At 62.8% G+C, this 16,805-nt stretch carries 17 protein-coding genes; 6 read left to right on the forward strand and 11 right to left on the reverse strand.

Annotation, left to right across the window (positions count from 1 at the left end; translation table 11 throughout):
• Both ACLBYD_RS15815 and ACLBYD_RS15820 read right to left on the reverse strand, forming a co-directional pair.
• On the reverse strand, positions 1-1,185 hold the full coding sequence (locus ACLBYD_RS15815) for an acyl-CoA dehydrogenase family protein (RefSeq protein ID WP_447817196.1): 1,185 nt from the start codon (positions 1,183-1,185) through the stop codon (positions 1-3).
• Complete coding sequence (locus ACLBYD_RS15820) at positions 1,182-1,568, reverse strand: nuclear transport factor 2 family protein (RefSeq protein WP_447817197.1); 387 nt, start codon at positions 1,566-1,568, stop codon at positions 1,182-1,184. The genes ACLBYD_RS15815 and ACLBYD_RS15820 overlap by 4 nt, the downstream gene beginning before the upstream one ends.
• 187 nt (positions 1,569-1,755) lie before the next feature.
• Here ACLBYD_RS15820 and ACLBYD_RS15825 point away from each other — a divergent pair, with 187 nt between their 5' ends.
• Together ACLBYD_RS15825 and ACLBYD_RS15830 are read left to right on the forward strand one after the other, a co-directional pair.
• Positions 1,756-2,322, forward strand: coding sequence for a VOC family protein (locus tag ACLBYD_RS15825; protein WP_447817198.1), 567 nt, complete (start codon positions 1,756-1,758; stop codon positions 2,320-2,322).
• 18 nt (positions 2,323-2,340) lie between these two features.
• The gene (locus tag ACLBYD_RS15830; RefSeq protein WP_447817199.1) at positions 2,341-2,979 is read left to right on the forward strand and encodes a carboxymuconolactone decarboxylase family protein; all 639 of its coding nucleotides are present in this window, start codon (positions 2,341-2,343) and stop codon (positions 2,977-2,979) included.
• Between the two features lie 420 nt (positions 2,980-3,399).
• Here the strand turns inward: ACLBYD_RS15830 and ACLBYD_RS15835 are convergent, their stop codons facing one another.
• The 7 genes from ACLBYD_RS15835 to ACLBYD_RS15865 all read right to left on the reverse strand — a co-directional run bounded on the left by ACLBYD_RS15835 (position 3,400) and on the right by ACLBYD_RS15865 (position 11,234).
• Positions 3,400-4,464 carry a branched-chain amino acid ABC transporter permease gene (locus tag ACLBYD_RS15835; RefSeq protein ID WP_447817200.1) on the reverse strand — a complete coding sequence of 355 codons (1,065 nt, stop codon included), beginning with the start codon at positions 4,462-4,464 and terminating at the stop codon, positions 3,400-3,402.
• A complete protein-coding gene (locus ACLBYD_RS15840; RefSeq protein ID WP_447817201.1) occupies positions 4,461-5,345 on the reverse strand; it encodes a branched-chain amino acid ABC transporter permease in 885 nt (294 codons plus the stop codon). Before ACLBYD_RS15840 ends, ACLBYD_RS15835 begins: the two co-directional genes overlap by 4 nt.
• 15 nt (positions 5,346-5,360) lie before the next feature.
• Positions 5,361-6,068 (reverse strand): ABC transporter ATP-binding protein, encoded by a 708-nt coding sequence (locus tag ACLBYD_RS15845; RefSeq protein ID WP_447817202.1) that lies wholly within the window; start codon positions 6,066-6,068, stop codon positions 5,361-5,363.
• A complete protein-coding gene (locus ACLBYD_RS15850; RefSeq protein ID WP_447817203.1) occupies positions 6,065-6,868 on the reverse strand; it encodes an ABC transporter ATP-binding protein in 804 nt (267 codons plus the stop codon). Before ACLBYD_RS15850 ends, ACLBYD_RS15845 begins: the two co-directional genes overlap by 4 nt.
• Before the next feature lie 5 nt (positions 6,869-6,873).
• Positions 6,874-8,109, reverse strand: a complete 1,236-nt coding sequence (locus ACLBYD_RS15855) for an ABC transporter substrate-binding protein (protein ID WP_447817204.1) — start codon at positions 8,107-8,109, stop codon at positions 6,874-6,876.
• A 75-nt stretch (positions 8,110-8,184) separates the two neighbouring features.
• Entirely contained in the window at positions 8,185-9,714 is a 1,530-nt protein-coding gene (locus tag ACLBYD_RS15860; RefSeq protein WP_447817205.1) for a long-chain-fatty-acid--CoA ligase, read from the reverse strand.
• 305 nt (positions 9,715-10,019) lie between these two features.
• Entirely contained in the window at positions 10,020-11,234 is a 1,215-nt protein-coding gene (locus ACLBYD_RS15865; RefSeq protein ID WP_447817206.1) for a CaiB/BaiF CoA transferase family protein, read from the reverse strand.
• Between ACLBYD_RS15865 and ACLBYD_RS15870 the strand changes: the two genes are divergently transcribed.
• A complete protein-coding gene (locus tag ACLBYD_RS15870) occupies positions 11,233-12,168 on the forward strand; it encodes a GntR family transcriptional regulator (RefSeq protein WP_447817207.1) in 936 nt (311 codons plus the stop codon). The genes ACLBYD_RS15865 and ACLBYD_RS15870 overlap by 2 nt on opposite strands.
• Here the strand turns inward: ACLBYD_RS15870 and ACLBYD_RS15875 are convergent.
• Entirely contained in the window at positions 12,061-12,945 is an 885-nt protein-coding gene (locus ACLBYD_RS15875) for a hydroxymethylglutaryl-CoA lyase (protein WP_447817208.1), read from the reverse strand. The two genes, ACLBYD_RS15870 and ACLBYD_RS15875, sit on opposite strands and share 108 nt — an antisense overlap.
• 536 nt (positions 12,946-13,481) lie before the next feature.
• Between ACLBYD_RS15875 and ACLBYD_RS15880 the strand changes: the two genes are divergently transcribed.
• Together ACLBYD_RS15880 and ACLBYD_RS15885 are read left to right on the forward strand one after the other, a co-directional pair.
• On the forward strand, positions 13,482-14,414 hold the full coding sequence (locus ACLBYD_RS15880; RefSeq protein WP_447817209.1) for an SMP-30/gluconolactonase/LRE family protein: 933 nt from the start codon (positions 13,482-13,484) through the stop codon (positions 14,412-14,414).
• 171 nt (positions 14,415-14,585) lie between these two features.
• Positions 14,586-14,741 (forward strand): hypothetical protein, encoded by a 156-nt coding sequence (locus ACLBYD_RS15885; protein ID WP_447817210.1) that lies wholly within the window; start codon positions 14,586-14,588, stop codon positions 14,739-14,741.
• Between the two features lie 689 nt (positions 14,742-15,430).
• Here the strand turns inward: ACLBYD_RS15885 and ACLBYD_RS15890 are convergent.
• Positions 15,431-15,787, reverse strand: a complete 357-nt coding sequence (locus ACLBYD_RS15890; protein WP_447817211.1) for a hypothetical protein — start codon at positions 15,785-15,787, stop codon at positions 15,431-15,433.
• Between the two features lie 54 nt (positions 15,788-15,841).
• On the opposite strand from ACLBYD_RS15890, the gene ACLBYD_RS15895 reads away from it, so the two are divergent.
• Positions 15,842-16,798, forward strand: coding sequence for a helix-turn-helix domain-containing protein (locus ACLBYD_RS15895; RefSeq protein ID WP_447817212.1), 957 nt, complete (start codon positions 15,842-15,844; stop codon positions 16,796-16,798).
• The last annotated feature ends 7 nt before the right edge of the window (positions 16,799-16,805 follow it).

Genomic DNA, 16,805 nt, shown 5'->3' on the forward strand with positions numbered 1-16,805 from the left:
TCACAGCCATGGCGCAGCACCGGGGTCGCGCAGCAGCCGACGTGCGGTCGACATGCGGTGGACTTCGTCCGGACCGTCGTACACACGTGCGGAACGAGCCTGCCGGTACATCCGCTCGAGCGGCGTGTCGGAAGTCAACCCGAGCGCGCCGTGCACTTGGATGGCGCGATCGACGACATCGTGGAGCATCCGGGCCCCCCAGAACTTGACGAGGCCGATCTGGATCCTGGTATCCCGGCCGCAGTCCATCGCGCCGGCCGCATCGAGCGTCATCAGGCGGGCGGCATGGATCTGTGCCGCAGATTCCGCAATGTAACGGTGGACCTCTCCCTTCTCGGCAAGGAGTGAACCGTGCACGAAACGAGTGTTCGCCCGCTGGCACATCAGCTCGTACGCGCGCTGCGCCTGACCGAGCCAGCGCATGCAGTGGAAGATCCGGCCGGGCCCGAGTCGGTCCTGGGCAACGACGAAACCCTTGCCCCGTTCGCCCAGGAGGTTGGAAGACGGCACTCGAACATCGGTCAGGCGGATCTCGTAGTGGTCACTGGGGTCGTGTCCCATCGTGGGTATCGACCGTACGATCTCGAAACCGGGGGTGTCCGTGGGTACGATGATGGCACTGATGCGGGAGTGCCGGGGTGCGGACTCCGGTTCGGTGCGGGCGAACACCGAGCAGTAGCCGGCCTCCGCCACGCCTGTGGTGAACCACTTGTGCCCATTGATCACCCAAGTGTCGCCGTCGAGTTCCGCATGGGCTTCGATCAGGGTGGGATCGGAGCCCGCGGTGCCGGGTTCGGTCAAACCGACCGACGGTAGGAACTTCCCTGCCACGATCGGCGGGATCCATCGCTGTTTCTGTTCCTCGGTGCCGTGCTTGTGGAGCATCAGGGTGTCCTGCATGGACACCGAGCCGACTGCCAGCTGACCGAACTCTGATCTCCCGATGATCTCATTGAGATAGACGAAGTCGAGGAAGGGAACTCCCCCACCGCCCACCTCTGCCGGGTGCCCGAGCGCCCACAATCCCAGTTCTTTGGCGCGTGCCCGCAGTTGGTCGAGACACTTGCGGGAAACGTCGTCCTCCTTCGCCAGAAGGGGTTCCAATGGGATGACTTCGTCGTCGATGAATGCGCGCAACCGGGTACGCAGTTCTGCGATGTCACCTGCGGGTTGGCTCACGGTCATGAGTGCCTCCTTGTTGCAGCGGCAAGTTGCAGGGGTCGGACGGCAGCCGAATCGACGTACTCGTCGATGCGAACGATCAGTCCGTTGTCCATGCGGACGAACAGGCACGCCGGCACTTCGAGTGGGCCGTGCCCCGGAAGCGTTGCCCGCAGGACGTGTTGCTGGGCAAACCCGTTGGACAGTGCGTAGCGCCTGATGTCTTCGTAGCGGAAGTTGTCGAGGGTACGGCCGAGCCAACGCAGAGTGCGAAGATTCTCTGCGACTGTCTGTTCCAGTCCGTCGTCGTTGTGCCAGATGCACGCATCCGGCGAATATAGTTCGGCGAGTGCCGCCTCGTCACCGCTGCAGATGGCAGCGAAGAAGCGATCTGCGAGGTCGTTCATGCGAAAGTTCCTCTCCGTAGCCCGCAACCGAGCGACACTGTCCCGAACGAACCCCTGTCGATAAGGAACGAGGTGTTGACAGACGCCGGGACCACGATGAGACTATCCAAGAACATGACATGACTGTCAAGTCACATTTGAACCGTTTTCTTCCGGGCTCGGCCCATCACTCCAGGAAAGGACCACCATGAAAGCCACCAACCCGAAGTTCGAGTTTCGCGGGATCAATCACCTCGCCCTCGTATGCTCGGACATGCAGCGAACCATCGACTTCTATTCGGGAACCCTCGGTATGCCGCTCGTCAAGACACTCGACCTTCCCGGCAATCTCGGACAGCATTTCTTCTTCGACTGCGGCGGCGGAAACACGCTGGCGTTCTTCTGGTTGGCAGACGCACCAGACGCCGCGCCCGGCATCTCCGCTCCCGCAGGGCTGCCCGACCGGGACGAACTCGCAAGCGCGGTCGGTTCGATGAATCACGTCGCGTTCTCCGTCCCGCCGGAGAAGTTCGACGAGTACCGCAAGCGACTCAAGGCCGATGGCGTCCCACTGAGCATCACCCTCAACCACGACGACAGTCCGGAAGGCGCGTCGCGCGAGGTTCATGCCGGCACCTTCGTCCGATCGTTCTACTTCCAGGACCCCGACGGAGTACTCCTCGAGTTTGCTTGCTGGACACGTGACTTCACCGAGGAAGACGTCGCTCACCAGCCGAAGACGGCCGCCGACCGCCACGCCCCCACCGCATCCTGATATCGGAAAGGAGCACCCATGCCCCGCCTTCGTGAGGTCCCCCGCGCAGAGGTGACCGACGACAAGATCCTCTTCTTCTACGACCGCTTGTTCGGACCCGACAAAGACCCCGCCGTCGATCACGGCACCATCCACGCCACCCCCGGTGACTGGTGGACCGTGTTCGCACAGTCCCCCGATGTGTTCCGCCACGCTGTGCGCGGCTTCTCCGTCTACCGCAACTCTGTCCTCGATCCGTTGCTCCGCGAACTCGGCCAAGGTCGAGCCGGCTACGCACGCGGCAGCCAATTCGTCTTCTCCCAGCACTGCAAGCAGATGCGCTCTCTCGGCATGAGTGACGACAAAATCGCCGCCCTCCCGCATTGGCAGATCAGCGATCAGTTCTCCGACATCGAACGCGCCGTACTGGCGTATACAGACGGTCTCGTCTACGACGGGGGCCGGGTGCCCGACGAGGTCTTCACAATCCTCCAGAAGCACTTGTCGGACAGACAGATCATGGAACTGACGTACATCACCGCCATGTACGACATGCATGCCACCATCTGCCGCGCTCTTCGACTCGAGTACGACGACCGCCCCGAACCCATCGAGGAGGTCCGTATCCCCGACGACGTCGTGGTCGCCGATCTGTCTGCAGACCTTGCCGGGGAGTAACTCCCTCGGTCTGCCGAACCCTTCCCGACCCCTGAGGAACGCACATGGCACTTGTCGCAATTCTGGAACTGACGACCAGATCTGACTCCGCGGAGACCGCTCGTACTGGGATGACACGGGAGCGTGCGGAGAATCGCAGCTTCCCCGGCTGCACATCCGTGACGTCGGTCATCGACGGCGAGAACCCGACTACGTGGCGGTTCATCGAAACCGGGAATCGACCGAGTACCATCTCGCGTACCGCAAGTTTCGAGACGGCACAGGAGCTGTCACCGAACTCGGTCCGCTGTTCGCCGCCCTCCCTCGCCGTCGACCGGAACAGTCGACCCTCAGCTGTGAGCGAACTGCCCCGGTGNCGATGCGCGCCGACACTCCTCCCGGATGTCGGCGCGCATCGCCATATAGAACGGGCAACTCGGGTCAGGATTCGAGCACCAGTTCCCGAGGATCCTCGTTCTCCGATGGTGTACCCCGGACATCCCCACGACGGCTCGGGATTCGGGCAACAACCCCTCCCAGACCCCATCGGACAAGACTGAGCAGCCCGTACGGAAGAACAAAAATGAACAGAATCAGCGCGGCACCATAGGTGATCCCGGCCGCCGACTGGTTGATGTCGGCAGTGAACTGCGGCACGTAGACGACGAAGAACGCCCCGAACACCACACCGGGCACCGTACCGAGGCCGCCCACAACGATCAGCGTGATGAACGCGATCGCCAACGGAAGCCCGAATGCCTCCGGTCCCACGTACTGGACAACGAGGCTATAGAGCACGCCTGCGACCCCTGCGAGCGCCGCACTGAGGGCGAACACGGTCGTCTTCGTCCGGGTGGCCGGGACACCGAGGGTCGTCGCAACAGCTTCATAGTCCCGGATCGCGATAAGCGACCTGCCGATTCGGCCGGTGGTCAATCGACGTACCACCAGATAAGCCACAGCAGCTACCGCCAGACACAGGTAGTACACCCATTGGTCACGCTCGAGACCGGTGAACTCCGGCGCCTGCGCAGCGGTGACATTGATACCCGCTTGACCGTCGGTCACATGTTCGAACCGCTTGATCACCGCGGGCGTCACCAAGGCGAGACCCAGCGTCGCAAGCGCCAATTGGAGTCCGTGCAACCGAAGCGCCGGCAATCCGAACATGTATCCCACGGCGTAGCAGACCACGAAGGCGAGCGGTAGCAGCACGGGATACGGCACCCCGTGATTCTCGATCAGAACCGCGCTCAGGTACGCCCCGACCGCGAAGAAGAACCCGTGACCCAGCGAAATCTGTCCGGTATTGCCGGTCAGTAGGTTCAGCCCCAGTCCGACAACGATATACACCAGAACCATCGACCGGTCGAAGTTCACGTAGGGGGCCGACACGAGCGGCGCTACCACGGCGACGACCAGCACGACCACAACCATGGCGCGCGACAACCAGCGCGGCACGTCGAGCTCTGCTCGGGGTTGGCGTAACAGTTCCAAGATTCTCATACCCGCGCCACCTTTCGTGCGCCGAACAACCCTTCCGGCTTGAGCAGAAGGACGCCGAGGATCAGCGCCAACGCCACAGCCTGCTTGAAATCGTGGCCGATCCACGAGATATAGGTGCCCGCAAGATTTTCTGCGACACCGACAATCAAGCCACCGACGAGCGCACCGACCGGACTGTCCAATCCACCGAGTACCGCCGCCGCGAACGAGTAGATCAATGCGGCTACGAGCATATTCGGTTGGAGCAGCAATTGAGGCGCGGCCAACGACGCTGCGAGTGCTCCGATCGCCGCGGCCAGCCCCCACCCGATTGTGAGCATCCGTCCGACTGGGATGCCGATCAGCTGAGCCGAGTCCGGATTCCCTGCCGCCGCCCTCATCGCGAGACCGACCTCGGTCCGCTGGAACAACCAGAACAGCAACACTGCGACAACCACGACCGCCCCCACGATCACCAGCGACTGCCGGGAGATCGAGACCGGACCGAGAGTGATCACCGGTCCGGCGGCCGCCGTCGGGAACTGCTTGCTCTGAACTCCCCAGATCCAACCAGCAGCACTGTTCAGCAGAAGCATCAGGCCCAGCGTGATGATGACCAGAGGCATATGACTCGGCGAGGAGGCAAGCGGGCGGACCAACACCCGCTCGGTGAGCGCACCGCCGAGGAAGGCCACCGCCATCGCCGCGAGAATCGCCAGATACAGCGGGGCGCCCCATTGATGAAACTGCCACGCGAAGAACGCCGAGAACATCGCCATTTCACCTTGGGCGAAGTTCACGATTCCGGACGCCCGGTAGACCAGGACGATACTCAGCGCGAACGCGCCGTACAGTGCACCCCAGGTGAGTCCGTCCACCAATTGTTGAAGAAATACTTGCATTACGAACTCCTGTGCTCAGTATCCGAGGTAGGCACGGCGGACCGACTCGTCTTGCAGGAGACCGTCAGCGGGACGTTGGGCTACGACTCGGCCCGAGTCGATGAGCACCGCCGATGTGCCGATCTCGAGCGCGAGGTGCGCGTTCTGTTCGACGACGAGAATCGTTGTACGGGTGTTCTCTTTGATGCGGTCGAGCGCAGCGAACACCTCCTGGGTGATGCGTGGCGCAAGACCGAGCGACGGCTCGTCGAGAAGCAGCAGGCGCGGCCCTGCGACGAGTGCTCGCGCTATCGCGAGCATCTGCTGCTCACCTCCGCTGAGGCCTGCCGCCAGCTGGCGCCGACGCTCACGCAACCGGGGAAAGAACTCGTACCACTGCTCGATTGCCCGCTCCGTGACCCCGGAGGTGGTGCTGAAGCCGCCGATCCGCAAGTTCTCTTCCACGGTCAGGTCCCCGAACGTGCCACGTCCCTGCGGAACGTGGGCCACACCCAGCCGCGCGATCCGGTCGGTACGCAGTCCGGTGATGTCGCGGCCGTCGAACACGATCCGGCCGCTGGTGCGAAGCATCCCACAGATCGATCGCAGGATGGTCGTCTTGCCGGCGCCGTTCGCCCCGAGGACCACGGTCACCGCACCCTCCGGCACCTCGAAGTCGATGCCGTGCAGCACTTCCGCACTTCCGTAGTGGGCATGTAATCTCTCGACTGCCAGCAGGCTCATACGGCACCTCCCAGGTACGCCTCGACGACCTCCGGATGAACGGCAACCTCGGCCGGTACGCCCTCCGTGACTTTCTGGCCGAAATTCAGTACTACGACACGGTCGGAGATCGACATCACCATCGCCATGTGATGCTCGACGAGCAGTACCGAGAATCCCCGCTCGTCACGGAGGCGTCGGATGGTGTCCGCAAGTTCCAGTACCTCTTCGTGGATCAGTCCGTTGGCCGGCTCGTCGAGCATCAGCAGGCGGGGACGCTGCATCAGCGCGCGGGCCAATTCGATCCTTTTCAACGTGCCGTAAGGCAGAGTGCCGGCAGGCTCGAGTCCTACCCCGCCGAGATTCATCGACTCGAGCAGTGCCCACGCCTGCTCTCGTTCCCGACGTTCCTCACGCCGGGTGAGCGGCAAGCCCAACGCGGTGGCGAGGAATCCTGAGCGGGTGCGCGAGTACGCGCCGGTCAGCACGTTGTCCACCACCGTCATCGTCGGGAACAGCCCGATGTTCTGGAAGGTCCGCGCGATCCCGACATCGGCGACCGCATCCGCAGTAATCCCGAGAAGGTCGGTACTACCGAAGGTGATCCGACCCGAGTCGGGTTCGTACAACCTGCTGATGCAGTTGAACAGGGTCGTCTTGCCCGCTCCGTTGGGCCCGATCAGTCCGACGATCTGTCCGGGTTCGATCACGAAGGACGGCCCGTCCAATGCGACGACTCCACCGAACCGAAGACGGATCTCTTCGACTCGCAAGGCGGGCACCCCGGAGAAGGCCCCGGCGCCCAGGTGTCCGTCCCGCATCACGGTCACTCCTCCGCGCTGCGTGAAACCACAGCGTCGTAGTGCCAGGCGCCGCCTCGGAAGGTCATCGGTGCCATCGACGAGATCACATACGGATAATCGGGTGTCGTATCGAATGTGACACCGTCGATCGCCAGGTCGGTAGTCACCCCGCTCAGATTCTGCACCGCGTGGAGGAAGTCGGCCCGCGAGCAACCTTCCGTCTGTTCGAGCGCCGCGATCAACAGCTGTGCGGTGTTGTACCCTGTGGCAGCAATCGTCGAGGACGGATCGAACTTGCCCTGGTTGCGCTCCGCGAATGCACGCCACTTCTGCACACCGGGCTTATCGTCGTGGTCGTCACTGCTGACGTCGTAGATCCAGTAGAAGGAGTGCACGCCCTCCGCGGCATCGAGACCGGCAGGCGCAAGCACGAAGTTCTTGTCTGCGGCACCGGAGTACATGTATGTCTCGGGCTTCCAGCTCAGTTCGTGAGCCTTCTTCAGCGACTGCGTCACGAAGCTCGCGGTAGCGAAATTCACGAACACATCGGCGCCCGAGTTCGCGAGGTTGACCACCTGGGAATCCACCGACGGCGTGGTCGGCTCGTATGACTGCTCCGCCACGATCTGCGTACCACTGCCCTCCAGCGCAGACTTCAACGCGGACAGACTGCCGGCCCCCATGCTGTCGTTCGGGTACAGGACCGCAATCTTCGCCTGGGGATGGTCTTGCAGAATCTGTTTCGCACGTTCGGCAACTTCCCATCCGGTCTGCGGGTTCACCGCTGCTGCGACGACAGGCCTCTCGTCGATGGTGTCGATCAGTTCGTCCGTACCGGTCATCGGAAAGACGAGCGGCACGTCCTTCTGAGTCAGATAGTCCACGACCGCGAGGGTCGAAGCGGTGCCGATCAGATTGTGGATCGCGAAGACCTGTTCTTCTTCGACGAGCGATCGGACATTGCTGACAGCGCGCGCCGGATCGTAGGCGTCGTCCATGGCAGTGAATATGATCTTGCGCGACTTGCCGTCTCCCATCGCGACGCCGCCCGACGCATTCACTTCGTCGAACAGCGCCGCTGCCGATGCGGCCTGCGGTCCGGCGACAGACTGCATCAGGCTGGTGCCGAAGAGGATCTCGGTGTCGGAGATACCCGGGTCGCAGTCACCGACCGAGGTAGTGGTTTCGCGCCCGGAACAGGCTGTCAAGGCGGCGGTGGCGCACAGTGCAGTCATGCAGACGGCGAGGGTGCGTTTCATAGTCGCTCCGTTGTGTAAGTGTGCGGGAGGGTGGCGGTGGATCTTGAAGAGTTGATGTCGGGCGTATGTCGTCCATCAGTTGAGCGTGTGCGAAAAGCGGTCGCGGAGCTCCCGCTTGAGGATCTTTCCTGTGACGTTCCTGGGAAGGGTGTCGACGAATTCGACCCTGCGCGGCACCTGGAAACCTCCGAGTTGTCGTCGGCACCCGGCGATGATGTCGTCGGCGGTTGCGGTGGCGCCGTCTCGCAGAACGACTACGGCACAGACGATCTCGCCCCAGGTATCGTTCTCGATTCCGATCGCGGCGGCATCCGCGACATCCGGCTGCTGGTAGAGAGCCTGCTCGACGACCAGCGAGGCGACATTCTCGCCGCCACTGATGATCAGGTCCTTCTTGCGGTCGACGATGTAGACGAATCCCTCTTCGTCCTGTCGCACCAGGTCACCGGTGTGGAACCACCCGTCAGTGAACGCCGCGACGGTGGCCTCGGTGTCACGCCAGTACCCGGACATCACCTGGTCGCACCGGACGATCATCTCGCCGATCTCCCCAACCGGTACGTCGACCAACTCGTCGTTGACGATGCGAATGTCAGCCAACCGCATCGGTTTCCCGGCGGCGGAGAGTAATCCGGTTTCCCCGTTCGCTGCACGACGGTGTGCTTCCTCGTCGAGGTGCAGGACGTTGCCGGCAAGCTCGGTCATTCCCATTCCCTGGTAGAAGTCACAGCCGAGGCGTTCGAGTCCTTTCTTCAGGACTGCAGCCGGGATCGCCGCAGAGCCGTAACCAATCGCCTCGAGCGACTCGAGGTCGTGGTCGTCCAGCGCCGGGTCTTGCAGCAGGAAGTTGATCATCGTGGGCGCCAGCCCGGTCTGGGTAACGTGCCAGTTCTCCACCAACCGCAGGAAAGTGGCGTTGTCGTAGGATCGGAGGAAGCCGACGGTGCTGCCCATCATGTGGTTGAGCAGGGTGACATATCCGCCGACGTGGCAGAGCGGAAAGCAGAACAAGAAGACGGTGTCTTCGGACAACGACCATTGCAGTGCGGATGAAGTGATTCCACTGAGCAGATTTCGGTGGCTGAGCATTACCCCTTTGGGCAGCCCGGTGGTTCCGCTCGTGTACACCATCCAGGCCATGTCGTCCGCGGACGGCCTCGCCGCCGGCACCTGAGTCGATGCCTTGCCGACAAAGGAGTTCCATGACGTCGCATCGTCGGCGCCGATGACCACGATCGTGTGTACCGACGGGAAGCGGTCTCGGATTCGGGTGACCACATCGGCGAATTCCTTCGACACGATGAGGACGGTCGCGCCGGAATGCTCCACGAGCGCCGCGATCTGGTCGGGATGCAACCGGAAGTTGAGGATCGTCAGGGCCATGCCGGCCATCGGCACGCCGTAGTAGCAGTCGAAGTACTCGGTGCAGTTGGCAGACAGGATCGCTACCCGGTCCCCGGGGCGCGCGGCCTCGAGGAGGGCGTTTGCAAGCCGTCGACTGCGGTCACGTAGTTCGCCGTAGCCGATTGCTTCGTCTTCGAACCGCAGAGCAATCCGGTCGGGGTGCTTCCGGGCCCCATACTCGACTATGTCGCTGACCAGCATGCGGGAGCTCCTTCGTTCGGCCTGGGCAGGCAGGCGTTCGTCCAGCCAGGGGTCGGTTCGGGGGGTCGATTTCGCAGAGGTGTTGTGGAGTGCCACAACAGCACGAAGTTTGACGTGACAGTCATGTCAACTCGATTCAGAGTGTGATCGACAGCACGGTCCATGTCAACCCTGACTTGCTCGTTATCCTGACGCCGCGCCGTCGATGGCCGCGAGCACGGGCCCGTACGCCTTCCTGCACGTGGGGCACGATGCGGACGTCGCCGAGTGACCATCGGCAGGCGATGCGGCGGACGAGGCCACCGTCAGCCGTTCCCCTGCCCGACGATTCCAGCCACCTGCAGGTCTTCCCAGCGCTCCTCTTCGATGCCGGCCAAGCTCGCGAGAACCTCGCGGGTGTGCTGACCGAGGCCCGGGCCGGGAACGGGCTCCTGCGGCCGAGATCGAGAGAATTTCGGCACGACACCGGCTGCGGGAACCGCCACGCCGAACTGATTGACCAGGCGCACCACCATGTCTCGTGCGGCATAGTGCGGGTCGGCTAGCATGTCCGGAGCGGTGTAGATCCGGCCGGCCGGGACGCCACCGCTTTCCATCACCTTCAACAGCACTTCTGCACTCATCGTCGACGTCCAGGCACCGATGATCGCGTCGATTTCTGCCATGTTCGCACCTCGCGGGCCGTGCTCGGCGAACCTCGGGTCATCGGCCAAGTCGGCTCTGTCCATGACGGTGCACAATCTGCGGAAGACCGTATCCGCGTTGGCAGCGATGATCACCGCCGCCCCGTCGGACGTCGGGTACACGTTCGACGGCGCCACCCGCGGCAACACCGATCCGGTGCGCCCCCGGGTGACTCCGGCGATGTCGTGGTCGGCCATCGTCGATTCCATCAGTGCAGCCACCGCCTCGTAGATCGCGACGTCCACCTCCTGACCACGACCACTGACCGACCGTTCGTGTACTGCTGCAAGCGTCCCGACCACAGCGAAGAGGGCAGCCAACGAGTCCCCCAAGCTGATTCCCGCGCGAGCGGGAGGCAGTTCGGGATTGCCTGTCGTGTACCGGATACCCCCCATCGCTTCGCCCACGCTGCCGAAACCCGCATCCATCGAGCGGGGACCACTCTGACCGAACCCCGAGACGTGAACGAGAATGATGCGCGGGTTGATTGCGGAGAGGGTTGCGTAGTCGAGCTCCCACTTCGCAAGTGTGCCCGGACGGAAGTTCTCGAGGACGATATCGACTTCGGCGACCAGCTTGCGAATCAGCTCCCGCCCGTCCGGCTCGCGTAGGTCGATCGCAACCGACTTCTTGTTTCGGGCAATGGACGGCCACCATAGGCTCTCGTCGTTGATCGTGATGCCCCATCGGCGCATCGAGTCGCCCGATCTCGGCGTTTCCACCTTGAGTACCTCAGCTCCGTAATCACCCAAGAGCTGGCCGGCGAACGGTCCGGCGATGAAACTTCCGAGTTCGAGTACACGCAAACCGCTGAGCGGTCCAGAAGACGTAGACATGTCAAAATTGTACACAATTTGGCTACTGTTTCCCCTTTCCTCCCGAGATTATCGGATTTCTGCATACAAAGTAGAATCAGTGGTCGAGATAAGCTTCACTGCAGACCCCACACAACGGAGAGGCACCGTGGCGACTACATCGCAGACACCAGGCCAGGTTGCCTACTCTCAAATCCGCCAGGCGATCGTCGAAGGGCGCTACCGACCCGGGCAACGGCTGATCGAACAGCGGATCGCAGAGCAGTTCACCCTGTCTCGTACACCCGTACGCGAAGCCCTCAGACGGCTCGAAGCCGAAGGCCTCGTGCTCAGCGAACCGAACCGAGGCGCCATCGTACGAACAATATCGCGGACAGATGTGTCGGACTTGTACGGACTCCGTGCGCGCCTCGAGGCTTACGCGGCAGAACTGGCAGCCGAGCGCAGCGACGTCGCCGCACGAGAAGCACTCGACGCAGGGATCGAGGCGTTCGCCTCCGCCCTCGCGCTCACGACCGAGGACGAAGTCGAGCGAGTTCGCGCAGTGAACACTGCAAACAGTCGGATTCATCGAGCGATCCTGGCCGCCGCCAATCACGAACGACTGAGCCGCCTACTCGAAAGCACCACCGATGCACCACTCGTCTTCCAGTCGTTCCGTCAATACCGACCCGCCCAAATAGAGCGATCGCACCTGTTCCACCAACTGATCCGCGACGCGATCGTCGCCGGTGACGGCCCACGAGCGTCCGCCCTGATGCACGAGCACGTCCTCCAGGGACGAGACGTTCTGCTCGCCCACCTCGCAGCCACCAATACCAACGAGGTGGACGAACTGTTCGGCATGTCAGCCGGGGAAACCGCCGGCACGGGCGAGCTGACCGGGAACCTGAGCACCGAGCACTCCGCCAAGCCAGTCCGACGTCTCGATCAACTGGGGCAGTCGGGCACCTGACGCGATCCCACTGCGCTCGAGCAGATAGACGAGGTCCTCGGTTGCGATGTTGCCGGTGGCATTCGGGGCGAATGGGCATCCACCGACTCCACCGATCGACGAATCAAGTACCGTCACACCGGCACCGATCGCCGCAACCGCGTTCGCATAGCCGGTGTTCCGAGTGTTGTGGAAATGGCAGCGCAACCGGATCCCGGGCGCAGCCGCGCTGATCCCCCCAACCAATCGGTCGACTTGGGTAGGTACACCGACCCCGATGGTGTCGGCCAGCGCAATCTCATCCACTCCGATATCCGCAACCTGTCGTGCTAGGTCGAAGACGACGGATTCCGGTACCTCCCCCTCGAACGGGCAGCCGAACGCCGTGGCGATGGTGACCGACACACCGACCCCGGCGCTACGCGCATCAACGATCAGATCGGTCACTGTTCGCACCGAATCCGCGACCGACATCCGCTGGTTTCGCATACTGAACGTTTCGGACGCCACGACAACGCAATTGACCTCATCGACACCCGCCGTTACCGCTCGATCGAAACCACGGCGATTGAGTACGAGGGCACTGTAGGAGATGTCGTCGCGACGCGGCACGCCCGCCATGACGGCCTCGGCATCGGCCATCTGCGGCACCGCAGCAGGGTGCACGAAACTGGTCGCCTCGATTCGACGCAGACCGGACTCGATCGCACGCTCTATGAGCAAAATCTTGTCGCCCGTCGAGACGTGCGCCTTCTCATTCTGTAGTCCGTCGCGGGGACTCACTTCCACGATCTCCATGCACGTGTCCTTCCGTTGCGCTCAGTACAGCGAACCCCCACATCCTACGCTTTGTATACACATCCACGACCCCGCGAGGACCACAGCGTCTTGAAACGAGGGTAAATACAGAGATTTCTCTTGTACCGCCGTGCATCAGGCGTTAGATTGTGTGCAATCTAGAGTCGTTCTGCCCGTCTCAACTGGAGCCACATGCTGAACAGCGACCTCCTGCCACGGAAGCCACCAGTTCCCTTCGCCGGACCATGCTCGCGATGGACGACGGACCCGACGCCCGGATCTCGTCATCGGAACGCTCGAGAGACATGGAATGAACACGTCACAGCTGTCGTCGTCCGCGGAACCCTGCACGCAACTCACGGCCGACCACGTGGTCGACAGCTGCACGTCCCGACTCGCCGCCCCACACAACCCCGCAAGGTCGTCTTCATCGAGGCAAAGCCGCAGACCGCCGACAGCAAAGCCCGCAACAACGCTCTGCGGCAACGATTCTTCGACCACCAAACCGACCCACGGCGCACGAACCGAGGAACACTATGTCTTTCAAAGTACTCACGACCGGACTGAAATTTCCGGAAGGACCGGTAGCACTACCCAGCGGTGACACGCTCGTCGTCGAAATCCACCGCGGCACACTCACCCGGGTGTCCCCCGACGGCACCACAACGGTGGTCGCAGAAGTCGGCGGTGGCCCCAATGGCACCGCGATCGGCCCCGATGGCCGCGCATACATCGCCAACTGTGGAGGGATGAATGCAACCGAAGCCTACGGCTACGTCTTCGCCGGTGGCACCCCCGAGGACTACGTCAGCGGCAGCATTCAGGCCGTCGACCTCGAAACCGGCGAAGTCGAAATCCTGTATACCCACTGCGAAGGTATCCCGCTTCGCGGTCCCAATGACATCGTCTTCGACGAGCATGGCGGCTTCTACTTCACCGACCACGGCAAGAGCAACGATATGACCACCGATCACGGCCGTCTCTTCTACGGCACCATCGATGGGTCATCGATACGCCAAATTGCCTCCGCGATGAACGGTCCCAACGGAATCGGTCTGTCCCCGGACGGCACTCGTCTGTATGTCAGTGAAACGTATACTGCACGCGTCTGGTGGTGGGAGGTGACCGGCCCAGGTGAGATCGTCGGTGGCCGCACTCTCGCGGGCTCCGGCGGTGGCAACTTTCTTTATGGCTCAAGCGACTTCCGCTACTTCGACTCACTCGGCGTCGAGGAGAACGGCAACATTTGCGTCGCCTCACTGGCCACGCCTGGCATCTGCGTGATCAGCCCGGACGGGCAACTCGTCGAGTTCGTCGACATCGACACCGACGGTGACCCCGGCATCACGAACATCTGCTGGGGAGGACAGGACATGCGAACGGCGTATGTCACCGCCTCCAGCACCGGGAAGTTGCTCCGATTCGATTGGCCTAGACCTGGTTTGGTTCTCAACAACCAAGAACTATGATCCGTCCCGGGCGGGATCCGTCGCAGTGATCGTCCGAAGGATGCATCCTGCGCGTGAGCGCGTCAGAACATCTGCGCATCCTGCTCGTGGTTGTCGCGGAACGGTAGATTCAGTCCGGCGTCGATACAGCTGTAGGTGAGCGTCCGCCGGTGCACCAGGACTTCCGACTCGGTGATCAGGGTACGCCATTATCATCGCGAACTCGAGGTCGACGCGACCGTCGAGCACGGCGACGCGCTGTGGGTCCTTCGCGGCAGCCGGGCGGTGAAGTGGCCTCACCGGTACGGCACGGAGATGCCTGCAGATGCCGTCGCGAGTACGGTGTGATTGCCGCTTCGCGGGAGAGGTCCTCCCGATCGTGCTCACACAGATGCCCTGCCGGTACCATTTCCCGTCTTCACGGCAGTAGAGCGCCGAAAAGGGCGCCATTCTTCGCACCGCTCGCTCCAAGTGTTCAGGATCTGAACAGTTGCCGACACCTGGGATCGGACACTATTACCTGCATCACACTCACGTGGGTACGTTGGAGGTCGGCGTCGTGGGACCTCTTTTCGGCATCGGACCGGCGCACGGAGAGGACACGCGATGACGAGTCGGCGACGCCGACCGATTCGACCACCAGATCTGTCGGTCCGGGCGTCCGGTCGACGGGCTCCCGGTGGCATTAACCAGCAGGATCTGCAGCCTCGGTACGCGGCGCTGTCGCCAGAACCGGTCAACCGGATACAACTGGAAGGAGAACGGCGATGCACACCTTGCGTCCGGAGATCGAACTGTCCTGGAGGCGCTCGCAGCTCAGCGGCATCGATCCGGCACGTGTGCCCGAGCCTACCCTTCTCGACCCGTCGGATTCGGCAGGGCGGTTGTTGCGGGCCGCCCGACCGGTCCTCGACGATCTACGAGTACAACTGGCCGGCACGGAATGTGGAATTCTCCTCGTCGACCGTGACTGCTGCGTGGTCTCGCGGATGTTCGACTCGGATGCCATGAGATCCGCAATGGAGGATGTCGGGGTACTACCAGGCGTCGCACTGTCCGAAGAGACATATGGCACGAACGCGCTGGGCACCCCACTCGAAGTGCGTCAAGGCCTCATCGTTCACGGCGACGAGCATTTCCTCGAACCGTTCAAGCAATTCAGTTGTTACGGTCACCCGATCGTGCATCCGGTCACCCGCAGGATCGAAGGCATCCTCGACATCACCTCGACCGAGAAGACGGCCAATCCCCTCTTCGTGCCTTTCCTCGCACGGGCCGTCCGGGACATCGAGGCCCGTCTGCTCGAGGGGGCACGTGAATCGGATCGTCGCGTCGTCGACGCATTCCAGATAGCAGCCCGCCAACGCGGCGTGGCCGTGGCCGCGATGGGACAAGACGTCATGCTCACCAACAAGGCCGCCGTCGAGCTACTCGAACCAGGTGATCACGTGGCGCTGCGCGCACTTGTGGAGGACATGCCACCCGGAGAGTCGCGCACCCTCGACTTCGCGCTTTCCAGAGGTGGATACACCGAGCTTCGCATCAGTCGTGTGTCCGGCACCGAAAGCGGTGCACTGTTCCTTCTCGATGTCGACGAGACCCGACCGCCCGTACGTCGGCGGGCCACACCGCAGGATGCGACCTCCCGGCTGCGATCCCGCCTGGCCGAATTGCGTTCCAGTACCGGCGCAATTGTGATCCTCGGGGAGTCAGGCAGCGGCCGGAGCTGGGCTGCACGAGAGTTTGCGGCGGATCCGATGTGGACCATCGACGCCGCACACGTGGTGGCCGAAGGCGAACGCAATTGGTCTGCGAGGCTACTCGAGCACGTCGAGACAGGACCCAGGCACGTCCTGATCGAACACATCAACCTTGCACCGGACTCGGTCGTCGCGCTGCTGGCGTCGCTCGCCTCACGCGCCGACGGACCGAGATTTGTGTTCACCGCCGATCCCGCCGCAACCGTCCGCCCCGTTGTCCGGCATCTGTTCGCCCGCTGCGGCGCGCAAGTGACGGTGCCGGCTCTACGACAACGGATCCGTGAACTACCGGCACTCGTCACTGCGCTTTCAACCGAGCTCGGGCGTTCGGAGATCCGTTTGGGGCCCAGTGCATTGGCAGCGTTGTCGGAACACACGTGGCCGGGCAACCTCGTCGAACTGCGCGCAGTCCTCAGAGCCATTTCCGACAAGGAAGGCGCCACGATCCGGGTCGAGGACCTGCCCGAGCCGTATCGCGCACCCGCTCGGGTGGCCCGCCTCGGCGGCCGCGAACGCGCCGAGCGGGAAGCGATCATCGAAGCATTGCAGGAAAGCGGCGGTAACAAGGTGCACGCGTCCGCCCTCCTCGGCATCAGCCGCACAACGTTGTACAGCCGGATCCGGGCTCTCGACATCAAGATATGACCGATTG

This window comes from Rhodococcus sp. C26F, assembly GCF_053345925.1.